This is a genomic window from Photobacterium toruni, from assembly GCF_024529955.1.
Taxonomy (GTDB): Bacteria; Pseudomonadota; Gammaproteobacteria; order Enterobacterales; family Vibrionaceae; genus Photobacterium; species Photobacterium toruni.
On record NZ_AP024854.1, the window covers coordinates 2807621 to 2821156 of the forward strand.

General features: G+C 48.5%; 4 tRNA genes and 7 rRNA genes. All 11 read right to left on the bottom strand.

The window, feature by feature from the left end:
* Nucleotides 1-45 precede the first annotated feature (45 nt).
* The 11 genes from OC457_RS13195 to OC457_RS13245 all read right to left on the bottom strand — a co-directional run bounded on the left by OC457_RS13195 (nt 46) and on the right by OC457_RS13245 (nt 13095).
* Nucleotides 46-1590, bottom strand: a 16S ribosomal RNA gene (locus OC457_RS13195).
* Nucleotides 1591-2022: 432 nt separating this feature from the next.
* A 5S ribosomal RNA gene (gene rrf / locus OC457_RS13200) occupies nt 2023-2138 on the bottom strand.
* A gap of 136 nt (nt 2139-2274) precedes the next feature.
* Nucleotides 2275-5168: ribosomal RNA gene (locus OC457_RS13205) — 23S ribosomal RNA — on the bottom strand.
* 335 nt (nt 5169-5503) lie between these two features.
* Nucleotides 5504-5579 (bottom strand) — tRNA-Ala (locus OC457_RS13210).
* A gap of 44 nt (nt 5580-5623) precedes the next feature.
* Nucleotides 5624-5700: transfer RNA gene (locus tag OC457_RS13215), tRNA-Ile, on the bottom strand.
* A gap of 73 nt (nt 5701-5773) precedes the next feature.
* Nucleotides 5774-7318 (bottom strand): 16S ribosomal RNA (locus OC457_RS13220).
* Between the two features lie 450 nt (nt 7319-7768).
* Nucleotides 7769-7884 (bottom strand): 5S ribosomal RNA (gene rrf, locus OC457_RS13225).
* 137 nt (nt 7885-8021) lie between these two features.
* Nucleotides 8022-10915, bottom strand: a 23S ribosomal RNA gene (locus OC457_RS13230).
* 365 nt (nt 10916-11280) lie between these two features.
* A tRNA-Ala gene (locus OC457_RS13235) sits at nt 11281-11356 on the bottom strand.
* A 44-nt stretch (nt 11357-11400) separates the two neighbouring features.
* Nucleotides 11401-11477, bottom strand: a tRNA-Ile gene (locus tag OC457_RS13240).
* A gap of 73 nt (nt 11478-11550) precedes the next feature.
* Nucleotides 11551-13095, bottom strand: a 16S ribosomal RNA gene (locus tag OC457_RS13245).
* The 16S, 23S and 5S rRNA genes sit together here with 4 tRNA genes alongside, the layout of an rRNA operon.
* Nucleotides 13096-13536: the final 441 nt, after the last annotated feature.

The following is a 13536-nucleotide window of genomic DNA, read 5'->3' on the forward strand; positions in this document are numbered from 1 at the left end:
AAGCAATCTGTGTGGACACTGCATAAAACAGTATAAGTCTTTAGGTAAGGAGGTGATCCAGCCCCAGGTTCCCCTAGGGCTACCTTGTTACGACTTCACCCCAGTCATGAACCACACCGTGGTAAACGCCCTCCCGAAGGTTAAGCTATCTACTTCTGGTGCAGCCCACTCCCATGGTGTGACGGGCGGTGTGTACAAGGCCCGGGAACGTATTCACCGTGACATTCTGATTCACGATTACTAGCGATTCCGACTTCATGGAGTCGAGTTGCAGACTCCAATCCGGACTACGACGTACTTTGTGGGATTCGCTCACTATCGCTAGTTTGCAGCCCTCTGTATACGCCATTGTAGCACGTGTGTAGCCCTACTCGTAAGGGCCATGATGACTTGACGTCGTCCCCACCTTCCTCCGGTTTATCACCGGCAGTCTCCCTGGAGTTCCCACCATTACGTGCTGGCAAACAAGGATAAGGGTTGCGCTCGTTGCGGGACTTAACCCAACATTTCACAACACGAGCTGACGACAGCCATGCAGCACCTGTCTCAGAGTTCCCGAAGGCACTAAGCTATCTCTAGCGAATTCTCTGGATGTCAAGAGTAGGTAAGGTTCTTCGCGTTGCATCGAATTAAACCACATGCTCCACCGCTTGTGCGGGCCCCCGTCAATTCATTTGAGTTTTAATCTTGCGACCGTACTCCCCAGGCGGTCTACTTAACGCGTTAGCTCCGAAAGCCACGGCTCAAGGCCACAACCTTCAAGTAGACATCGTTTACGGCGTGGACTACCAGGGTATCTAATCCTGTTTGCTCCCCACGCTTTCGCATCTGAGCGTCAGTCTTTGTCCAGGGGGCCGCCTTCGCCACCGGTATTCCTTCAGATCTCTACGCATTTCACCGCTACACCTGAAATTCTACCCCCCTCTACAAGACTCTAGTCTGCCAGTTCAAAATGCTGTTCCGAGGTTGAGCCCCGGGCTTTCACATCTTGCTTAACAGACCGCCTGCATGCGCTTTACGCCCAGTAATTCCGATTAACGCTCGCACCCTCCGTATTACCGCGGCTGCTGGCACGGAGTTAGCCGGTGCTTCTTCTGTTGCTAACGTCAAACAGCTAAGCTATTAACTTAACTGCCTTCCTCACAACTGAAAGTACTTTACAACCCGAAGGCCTTCTTCATACACGCGGCATGGCTGCATCAGGGTTTCCCCCATTGTGCAATATTCCCCACTGCTGCCTCCCGTAGGAGTCTGGACCGTGTCTCAGTTCCAGTGTGGCTGATCATCCTCTCAGACCAGCTAGGGATCGTCGCCTTGGTGAGCCATTACCCCACCAACTAGCTAATCCCACCTGGGCTAATCCTGACGCGAGAGGCCCGAAGGTCCCCCTCTTTGCTCCGAAGAGATTATGCGGTATTAGCTATCGTTTCCAATAGTTATCCCCCACATCAGGGTATATTCCCAGGCATTACTCACCCGTCCGCCGCTCGTCAGCATTGATAGCAAGCTATCAATCTGTTACCGCTCGACTTGCATGTGTTAGGCCTGCCGCCAGCGTTCAATCTGAGCCATGATCAAACTCTTCAATTAAAGTTTTGTTGGTCTTTCGACCGGCTCAATAAATACTGACTTTAAATACCGTAGTAAATTAAAGCTTTTTATCATTCAAAGAATGATAATTAAATAACTGTGCCAAAATAATCTTCTCTATAAATAGATTAGGCTATTTTGTATTGGTCACTCAGTTTATTGATAAATCTTTCGACTTAACTCTTCAGTGAGTGCCCACACAGATTGCATGGTCAAATTGTTAAAGAACGTTGACTATCAATGCCTTAGCGCGTTACGCTTCAGCAAGTCAGGTGGCGTATAATACGCTTTTCTGATATTCAGTCAAGACAAAATTTTATTCTTTTTTATCAGTTGATTAAAAAGTAAAAACTTTCTATTGACGTCGCTCACCTTTCAATCAGTGGAAGCGAAATAAAAGCCCGTTCATTGAACGGGCTCTCATAATTTGAAGCCTGGCGATGTCCTACTCTCACATGGGGAGACCCCACACTACCATCGGCGCTATTACGTTTCACTACTGAGTTCGGCATGGGATCAGGTGGGTCCATAACGCTATGGTCGCCAAGCAAATTCTGTTTTATTTATTGCCTTATGGCAATAAATAGCAATCTGGGAAAATCTAACTAGTTGTTCTCACACTCATTCAAGCGTTTGTAGAGTCCGTCTCTTCTCTTTTGAGAAGAAAAACCCCTTGGGTGTTGTATGGTTAAGCCTCACGGGCAATTAGTATCAGTTAGCTCAATGCCTCGCAGCACTTACACACCTGACCTATCAACGTTGTAGTCTTCAACAACCCTTTAGAGACCTTAAAGGTCTAGGGATGACTCATCTTGAGGCTCGCTTCCCGCTTAGATGCTTTCAGCGGTTATCGATTCCGAACTTAGCTACCGGGCAATGCATCTGGCGATACAACCCGAACACCAGCGGTTCGTCCACTCCGGTCCTCTCGTACTAGGAGCAGCCCCTCTCAATCATCCAACGCCCACGGCAGATAGGGACCGAACTGTCTCACGACGTTCTAAACCCAGCTCGCGTACCACTTTAAATGGCGAACAGCCATACCCTTGGGACCGACTTCAGCCCCAGGATGTGATGAGCCGACATCGAGGTGCCAAACACCGCCGTCGATATGAACTCTTGGGCGGTATCAGCCTGTTATCCCCGGAGTACCTTTTATCCGTTGAGCGATGGCCCTTCCATTCAGAACCACCGGATCACTATGACCTGCTTTCGCACCTGCTCGAATTGTCATTCTCGCAGTCAAGCGGGCTTATGCCATTGCACTAACCTCACGATGTCCGACCGTGATTAGCCCACCTTCGTGCTCCTCCGTTACTCTTTGGGAGGAGACCGCCCCAGTCAAACTACCCACCAGGCACTGTCCGTAACCCCGATAAGGGGTCGACGTTAGAACATCAAGCATACAAGGGTGGTATTTCAAGATTGACTCCACAACCACTGGCGCGGTTGCTTCAACGTCTCCCACCTATCCTACACATGTAGGGTCAATGTTCAGTGCCAAGCTATAGTAAAGGTTCACGGGGTCTTTCCGTCTAGCCGCGGGTACACAGCATCTTCACTGCGATTTCAATTTCACTGAGTCTCGGGTGGAGACAGCGTGGCCATCATTACGCCATTCGTGCAGGTCGGAACTTACCCGACAAGGAATTTCGCTACCTTAGGACCGTTATAGTTACGGCCGCCGTTTACCGGGGCTTCGATCAAGAGCTTCGACCGAAGTCTAACCCCATCAATTAACCTTCCGGCACCGGGCAGGCGTCACACCGTATACGTCATCTTTCGATTTTGCACAGTGCTGTGTTTTTAATAAACAGTTGCAGCCACCTGGTATCTGCGACTCCCGGCAGCTTAGAGAGCAAGTCTCATCACCGCTAGGAGCGTACCTTCTCCCGAAGTTACGGTACCATTTTGCCTAGTTCCTTCACCCGAGTTCTCTCAAGCGCCTTGGTATTCTCTACCTGATCACCTGTGTCGGTTTGGGGTACGATTTCTTATAATCTGAAGCTTAGAAGCTTTTCCCGGAAGCATGGCATCAATGACTTCACTACCGTAGTAGCTCGACATCGTATCTCAGCCTTAAGATGGTCCGGATTTGCCTAAACCATCAGCCTACATACTTGGACCTGGACAACCGTCGCCAGGCTCACCTAGCCTTCTCCGTCCCTCCATCGCAATTATAAGAAGTACGGGAATATTAACCCGTTTCCCATCGACTACGCCTTTCGGCCTCGCCTTAGGGGTCGACTTACCCTGCCCCGATTAACGTTGGACAGGAACCCTTGATCTTCCGGCGAGGGAGTTTTTCACTCCCTTTATCGTTACTCATGTCAGCATTCGCACTTCTGATACCTCCAGCACACTTTACAATGCACCTTCAACGGCTTACAGAACGCTCCCCTACCCAATGTGAACAAGTTCACATTGCCGCAGCTTCGGTGTATAGCTTAGCCCCGTTAAATCTTCCGCGCAGGCCGACTCGACCAGTGAGCTATTACGCTTTCTTTAAATGATGGCTGCTTCTAAGCCAACATCCTGGCTGTCTGAGCCTTCCCACATCGTTTCCCACTTAGCTATAACTTTGGGACCTTAGCTGGCGGTCTGGGTTGTTTCCCTCTTCACGACGGACGTTAGCACCCGCCGTGTGTCTCCCGGATATTACTTACTGGTATTCGGAGTTTGCAAAGGGTTGGTAAGTCGGGATGACCCCCTAGCCTTAACAGTGCTCTACCCCCAGTAGTATTCGTCCGAGGCGCTACCTAAATAGCTTTCGGGGAGAACCAGCTATCTCCGAGTTTGATTGGCCTTTCACCCCTAGCCACAAGTCATCCGCTAATTTTTCAACATTAGTCGGTTCGGTCCTCCAGTAAGTGTTACCTCACCTTCAACCTGCCCATGGCTAGATCACTCGGTTTCGGGTCTAATCCTAGCAACTAATTCGCCCAGTTAAGACTCGGTTTCCCTACGGCTCCCCTAAACGGTTAACCTTGCTACTAAAATTAAGTCGCTGACCCATTATACAAAAGGTACGCAGTCACCCAACAAGTGGGCTCCTACTGCTTGTACGTACACGGTTTCAGGTTCTATTTCACTCCCCTCACAGGGGTTCTTTTCGCCTTTCCCTCACGGTACTGGTTCACTATCGGTCAGTCAGGAGTATTTAGCCTTGGAGGATGGTCCCCCCATGTTCAAACAGGATATCACGTGTCCCGTCCTACTCGATTTCACTAATAAAGCGTTGTTGGTTACGGGGCTATCACCCTGTATCGCGGTACTTTCCAGAACCTTCACCTAACGCTGAACTAACTTAAGGGCTAATCCGGTTTCGCTCGCCGCTACTACCGGAATCTCGGTTGATTTCTCTTCCTCGGGGTACTTAGATGTTTCAGTTCCCCCGGTTCGCTTCATTAACCTATGTATTCAGTTAATGATACTAGCTTATGCTAGTGGGTTTCCCCATTCGGAAATCCCAGACTCAAGTGGCTTTTACTGCCTAATCTGGGCTTATCGCAAGTTAATACGTCCTTCATCGCCTCTGACTGCCAAGGCATCCACCGTGTACGCTTAGTCACTTAACCATACAACCCCAAGAGGTCTTGTATGTTCAAACAACCAAGGTTTGTGTTTAATAATCCGATCAAGAAAATATTAAACATTGGTTTTTCGCCGGACTCATTTATTTGTCTTCACTTTAAAAAGTGAAAGCAAACACAGACACTTGAATGTGTATGTTTTGAGAACTCGTTTTTATTCTTCTTTTACAAGAAGCAACAAAAACATTTTTTAAAATTAATCTTTCGATTAAATTTACTAGTCAGCTTTCCAGATTGTTAAAGAACATGTAATCATCGTTAGATAACCACTTTTTAAAAACACTTTTCATCTCTATAAAAAGAGAAGTATGTTTAAAGAGTGGTGGAGCTATGCGGGATCGAACCGCAGACCTCCTGCGTGCAAGGCAGGCGCTCTCCCAGCTGAGCTATAACCCCAACGATTTAAAAGACTGTACCACCACTTTTTCTGGGAGAAAAAGTGGTGGGTCTGAGTGGACTCGAACCACCGACCTCACCCTTATCAGGGGTGCGCTCTAACCACCTGAGCTACAGACCCAAGTCTTTTTACGTTCTACATTTTAACCAAGCAATCTGTGTGGACACTGCATAAAACAGTATAAGTCTTTAGGTAAGGAGGTGATCCAGCCCCAGGTTCCCCTAGGGCTACCTTGTTACGACTTCACCCCAGTCATGAACCACACCGTGGTAAACGCCCTCCCGAAGGTTAAGCTATCTACTTCTGGTGCAGCCCACTCCCATGGTGTGACGGGCGGTGTGTACAAGGCCCGGGAACGTATTCACCGTGACATTCTGATTCACGATTACTAGCGATTCCGACTTCATGGAGTCGAGTTGCAGACTCCAATCCGGACTACGACGTACTTTGTGGGATTCGCTCACTATCGCTAGTTTGCAGCCCTCTGTATACGCCATTGTAGCACGTGTGTAGCCCTACTCGTAAGGGCCATGATGACTTGACGTCGTCCCCACCTTCCTCCGGTTTATCACCGGCAGTCTCCCTGGAGTTCCCACCATTACGTGCTGGCAAACAAGGATAAGGGTTGCGCTCGTTGCGGGACTTAACCCAACATTTCACAACACGAGCTGACGACAGCCATGCAGCACCTGTCTCAGAGTTCCCGAAGGCACTAAGCTATCTCTAGCGAATTCTCTGGATGTCAAGAGTAGGTAAGGTTCTTCGCGTTGCATCGAATTAAACCACATGCTCCACCGCTTGTGCGGGCCCCCGTCAATTCATTTGAGTTTTAATCTTGCGACCGTACTCCCCAGGCGGTCTACTTAACGCGTTAGCTCCGAAAGCCACGGCTCAAGGCCACAACCTTCAAGTAGACATCGTTTACGGCGTGGACTACCAGGGTATCTAATCCTGTTTGCTCCCCACGCTTTCGCATCTGAGCGTCAGTCTTTGTCCAGGGGGCCGCCTTCGCCACCGGTATTCCTTCAGATCTCTACGCATTTCACCGCTACACCTGAAATTCTACCCCCCTCTACAAGACTCTAGTCTGCCAGTTCAAAATGCTGTTCCGAGGTTGAGCCCCGGGCTTTCACATCTTGCTTAACAGACCGCCTGCATGCGCTTTACGCCCAGTAATTCCGATTAACGCTCGCACCCTCCGTATTACCGCGGCTGCTGGCACGGAGTTAGCCGGTGCTTCTTCTGTTGCTAACGTCAAACGCTAAAGCTATTAACTTTAACGCCTTCCTCACAACTGAAAGTACTTTACAACCCGAAGGCCTTCTTCATACACGCGGCATGGCTGCATCAGGGTTTCCCCCATTGTGCAATATTCCCCACTGCTGCCTCCCGTAGGAGTCTGGACCGTGTCTCAGTTCCAGTGTGGCTGATCATCCTCTCAGACCAGCTAGGGATCGTCGCCTTGGTGAGCCATTACCCCACCAACTAGCTAATCCCACCTGGGCTAATCCTGACGCGAGAGGCCCGAAGGTCCCCCTCTTTGCTCCGAAGAGATTATGCGGTATTAGCTATCGTTTCCAATAGTTATCCCCCACATCAGGGTATATTCCCAGGCATTACTCACCCGTCCGCCGCTCGTCAGCAAAGAAAGCAAGCTTTCTTTCTGTTACCGCTCGACTTGCATGTGTTAGGCCTGCCGCCAGCGTTCAATCTGAGCCATGATCAAACTCTTCAATTAAAGTTTTGTTGGTCTTTCGACCGACTCAATAAATACTGACTTTAAATACAAATTCTTTATAAATAAAGAATGTAAATTAAAGCTTTTTATCATTCAAAGAATGATAATTAAATAACTGTGCCAAAATAATCTTCTCTATAAATAGATTGGGCTATTTTGTATTGGTCACTCAGTTTATTGATAAATCTTTCGACTTAACTCTTCAGTGAGTGCCCACACAGATTGCATGGTCAAATTGTTAAAGAACGTTGACTATCAATGCCTTAGCGCGTTACGCTTCAGCAAGTCAGGTGGCGTATAATACGCTTTTCTGATATTCAGTCAAGACAAAATTTTATTCTTTTTTATCAGTTGATTAAAAAGTAAAAACTTTCTATTGACGTCGCTCACCTTTCAATCAGTGGAAGCGAAATAAAAGCCCGTTCATTGAACGGGCTCTCATAATTTAAAGCCTGGCGATGTCCTACTCTCACATGGGGAGACCCCACACTACCATCGGCGCTATTACGTTTCACTACTGAGTTCGGCATGGGATCAGGTGGGTCCATAACGCTATGGTCGCCAAGCAAATTCTGTTTTATTTATTGCCTTGTGGCAATAAATAGCAATCTGGGAAAATCTAACTAGTTGTTCTCAACACGCATTCAAGCGTTTGTAGAGTCCGTCTCTTCTCTTTTGAGAAGAAAAACCCCTTGGGTGTTGTATGGTTAAGCCTCACGGGCAATTAGTATCAGTTAGCTCAATGCCTCGCAGCACTTACACACCTGACCTATCAACGTTGTAGTCTTCAACAACCCTTTAGAGACCTTAAAGGTCTAGGGATGACTCATCTTGAGGCTCGCTTCCCGCTTAGATGCTTTCAGCGGTTATCGATTCCGAACTTAGCTACCGGGCAATGCATCTGGCGATACAACCCGAACACCAGCGGTTCGTCCACTCCGGTCCTCTCGTACTAGGAGCAGCCCCTCTCAATCATCCAACGCCCACGGCAGATAGGGACCGAACTGTCTCACGACGTTCTAAACCCAGCTCGCGTACCACTTTAAATGGCGAACAGCCATACCCTTGGGACCGACTTCAGCCCCAGGATGTGATGAGCCGACATCGAGGTGCCAAACACCGCCGTCGATATGAACTCTTGGGCGGTATCAGCCTGTTATCCCCGGAGTACCTTTTATCCGTTGAGCGATGGCCCTTCCATTCAGAACCACCGGATCACTATGACCTGCTTTCGCACCTGCTCGAATTGTCATTCTCGCAGTCAAGCGGGCTTATGCCATTGCACTAACCTCACGATGTCCGACCGTGATTAGCCCACCTTCGTGCTCCTCCGTTACTCTTTGGGAGGAGACCGCCCCAGTCAAACTACCCACCAGGCACTGTCCGTAACCCCGATAAGGGGTCGACGTTAGAACATCAAGCATACAAGGGTGGTATTTCAAGATTGACTCCACAACCACTGGCGCGGTTGCTTCAACGTCTCCCACCTATCCTACACATGTAGGGTCAATGTTCAGTGCCAAGCTATAGTAAAGGTTCACGGGGTCTTTCCGTCTAGCCGCGGGTACACAGCATCTTCACTGCGATTTCAATTTCACTGAGTCTCGGGTGGAGACAGCGTGGCCATCATTACGCCATTCGTGCAGGTCGGAACTTACCCGACAAGGAATTTCGCTACCTTAGGACCGTTATAGTTACGGCCGCCGTTTACCGGGGCTTCGATCAAGAGCTTCGACCGAAGTCTAACCCCATCAATTAACCTTCCGGCACCGGGCAGGCGTCACACCGTATACGTCATCTTTCGATTTTGCACAGTGCTGTGTTTTTAATAAACAGTTGCAGCCACCTGGTATCTGCGACTCCCGGCAGCTTAGAGAGCAAGTCTCATCACCGCTAGGAGCGTACCTTCTCCCGAAGTTACGGTACCATTTTGCCTAGTTCCTTCACCCGAGTTCTCTCAAGCGCCTTGGTATTCTCTACCTGATCACCTGTGTCGGTTTGGGGTACGATTTCTTATAATCTGAAGCTTAGAAGCTTTTCCCGGAAGCATGGCATCAATGACTTCACTACCGTAGTAGCTCGACATCGTATCTCAGCCTTAAGATGGTCCGGATTTGCCTAAACCATCAGCCTACATACTTGGACCTGGACAACCGTCGCCAGGCTCACCTAGCCTTCTCCGTCCCTCCATCGCAATTATAAGAAGTACGGGAATATTAACCCGTTTCCCATCGACTACGCCTTTCGGCCTCGCCTTAGGGGTCGACTTACCCTGCCCCGATTAACGTTGGACAGGAACCCTTGATCTTCCGGCGAGGGAGTTTTTCACTCCCTTTATCGTTACTCATGTCAGCATTCGCACTTCTGATACCTCCAGCACACTTTACAATGCACCTTCAACGGCTTACAGAACGCTCCCCTACCCAATGTGAACAAGTTCACATTGCCGCAGCTTCGGTGTATAGCTTAGCCCCGTTAAATCTTCCGCGCAGGCCGACTCGACCAGTGAGCTATTACGCTTTCTTTAAATGATGGCTGCTTCTAAGCCAACATCCTGGCTGTCTGAGCCTTCCCACATCGTTTCCCACTTAGCTATAACTTTGGGACCTTAGCTGGCGGTCTGGGTTGTTTCCCTCTTCACGACGGACGTTAGCACCCGCCGTGTGTCTCCCGGATATTACTTACTGGTATTCGGAGTTTGCAAAGGGTTGGTAAGTCGGGATGACCCCCTAGCCTTAACAGTGCTCTACCCCCAGTAGTATTCGTCCGAGGCGCTACCTAAATAGCTTTCGGGGAGAACCAGCTATCTCCGAGTTTGATTGGCCTTTCACCCCTAGCCACAAGTCATCCGCTAATTTTTCAACATTAGTCGGTTCGGTCCTCCAGTAAGTGTTACCTCACCTTCAACCTGCCCATGGCTAGATCACTCGGTTTCGGGTCTAATCCTAGCAACTAATTCGCCCAGTTAAGACTCGGTTTCCCTACGGCTCCCCTAAACGGTTAACCTTGCTACTAAAATTAAGTCGCTGACCCATTATACAAAAGGTACGCAGTCACCCAACAAGTGGGCTCCTACTGCTTGTACGTACACGGTTTCAGGTTCTATTTCACTCCCCTCACAGGGGTTCTTTTCGCCTTTCCCTCACGGTACTGGTTCACTATCGGTCAGTCAGGAGTATTTAGCCTTGGAGGATGGTCCCCCCATGTTCAAACAGGATATCACGTGTCCCGTCCTACTCGATTTCACTAATAAAGCGTTGTTGGTTACGGGGCTATCACCCTGTATCGCGGTACTTTCCAGAACCTTCACCTAACGCTGAACTAACTTAAGGGCTAATCCGGTTTCGCTCGCCGCTACTACCGGAATCTCGGTTGATTTCTCTTCCTCGGGGTACTTAGATGTTTCAGTTCCCCCGGTTCGCTTCATTAACCTATGTATTCAGTTAATGATACTAGCTTATGCTAGTGGGTTTCCCCATTCGGAAATCCCAGACTCAAGTGGCTTTTACTGCCTAATCTGGGCTTATCGCAAGTTAATACGTCCTTCATCGCCTCTGACTGCCAAGGCATCCACCGTGCACGCTTAGTCACTTAACCATACAACCCCAAGAGGTCTTTACTCTTAGTTTCCACTTAAAAAGTGGAGTAAGTTGGTCAAACAACCAAGGTTTGTGTTTAATAATCCGATCAAGAAAATATTAAACATTGGTTTTTCGCCGGACTCATTTATTTGTCTTCACTTTAAAAAGTGAAAGCAAACACAGACACTTGAATGTGTATGTTTTGAGAACTCGTTTTTATTGTTCTTTTACAAGAAGCAATAAAAACATTTTTAAAATTAATCTTTCGATTAAATTTACTAGTCAGCTTTCCAGATTGTTAAAGAACATGTAATCATCGTTAGATAACCACTTTTTAAAAACACTTTTCATCTCTATAAAAAGAGAAGTATGTTTAAAGAGTGGTGGAGCTATGCGGGATCGAACCGCAGACCTCCTGCGTGCAAGGCAGGCGCTCTCCCAGCTGAGCTATAACCCCAACGATTTAAAAGACTGTACCACCACTTTTTCTGGGAGAAAAAGTGGTGGGTCTGAGTGGACTCGAACCACCGACCTCACCCTTATCAGGGGTGCGCTCTAACCACCTGAGCTACAGACCCAAGTCTTTTTACGTTCTACATTTTAACCAAGCAATCTGTGTGGACACTGCATAAAACAGTATAAGTCTTTAGGTAAGGAGGTGATCCAGCCCCAGGTTCCCCTAGGGCTACCTTGTTACGACTTCACCCCAGTCATGAACCACACCGTGGTAAACGCCCTCCCGAAGGTTAAGCTATCTACTTCTGGTGCAGCCCACTCCCATGGTGTGACGGGCGGTGTGTACAAGGCCCGGGAACGTATTCACCGTGACATTCTGATTCACGATTACTAGCGATTCCGACTTCATGGAGTCGAGTTGCAGACTCCAATCCGGACTACGACGTACTTTGTGGGATTCGCTCACTATCGCTAGTTTGCAGCCCTCTGTATACGCCATTGTAGCACGTGTGTAGCCCTACTCGTAAGGGCCATGATGACTTGACGTCGTCCCCACCTTCCTCCGGTTTATCACCGGCAGTCTCCCTGGAGTTCCCACCATTACGTGCTGGCAAACAAGGATAAGGGTTGCGCTCGTTGCGGGACTTAACCCAACATTTCACAACACGAGCTGACGACAGCCATGCAGCACCTGTCTCAGAGTTCCCGAAGGCACTAAGCTATCTCTAGCGAATTCTCTGGATGTCAAGAGTAGGTAAGGTTCTTCGCGTTGCATCGAATTAAACCACATGCTCCACCGCTTGTGCGGGCCCCCGTCAATTCATTTGAGTTTTAATCTTGCGACCGTACTCCCCAGGCGGTCTACTTAACGCGTTAGCTCCGAAAGCCACGGCTCAAGGCCACAACCTTCAAGTAGACATCGTTTACGGCGTGGACTACCAGGGTATCTAATCCTGTTTGCTCCCCACGCTTTCGCATCTGAGCGTCAGTCTTTGTCCAGGGGGCCGCCTTCGCCACCGGTATTCCTTCAGATCTCTACGCATTTCACCGCTACACCTGAAATTCTACCCCCCTCTACAAGACTCTAGTCTGCCAGTTCAAAATGCTGTTCCGAGGTTGAGCCCCGGGCTTTCACATCTTGCTTAACAGACCGCCTGCATGCGCTTTACGCCCAGTAATTCCGATTAACGCTCGCACCCTCCGTATTACCGCGGCTGCTGGCACGGAGTTAGCCGGTGCTTCTTCTGTTGCTAACGTCAAACAGCTAAGCTATTAACTTAACTGCCTTCCTCACAACTGAAAGTACTTTACAACCCGAAGGCCTTCTTCATACACGCGGCATGGCTGCATCAGGGTTTCCCCCATTGTGCAATATTCCCCACTGCTGCCTCCCGTAGGAGTCTGGACCGTGTCTCAGTTCCAGTGTGGCTGATCATCCTCTCAGACCAGCTAGGGATCGTCGCCTTGGTGAGCCATTACCTCACCAACTAACTAATCCCACCTGGGCTAATCCTGACGCGAGAGGCCCGAAGGTCCCCCTCTTTGCTCCGAAGAGATTATGCGGTATTAGCTATCGTTTCCAATAGTTATCCCCCACATCAGGGTATATTCCCAGGCATTACTCACCCGTCCGCCGCTCGTCAGCAAAAGAAGCAAGCTTCTTTTCTGTTACCGCTCGACTTGCATGTGTTAGGCCTGCCGCCAGCGTTCAATCTGAGCCATGATCAAACTCTTCAATTAAAGTTTTGTTGGTCTTTCGACCGGCTCAATAAATACTGACTTTAAATACCAATTCTTTATAAATAAAGAACGTAATTTTAAAGCTTTTTATCATTCAAAGAATGATAATTAAATAACTGTGCCAAAATAATCTTCTCTATAAATAGATTGGGCTATTTTGTATTGGTCACTCAGTTTATTGATAAATCTTTCGACTTAACTCTTCAGTGAGTGCCCACACAGATTGCATGGTCAAATTGTTAAAGAACGTTGACTATCAATGCCTTAGCGCGTTACGCTTCAGCAAGTCAGGTGGCGTATAATACGCTTTTCTGATATTCAGTCAAGACAAAATTTTATTCTTTTTTATCAGTTGATTAAAAAGTAAAAACTTTCTATTGACGTCGCTCACCTTTCAATCAGTGGAAGCGAAATAAAAGCCCGTTCATTGAACGGGCTCTC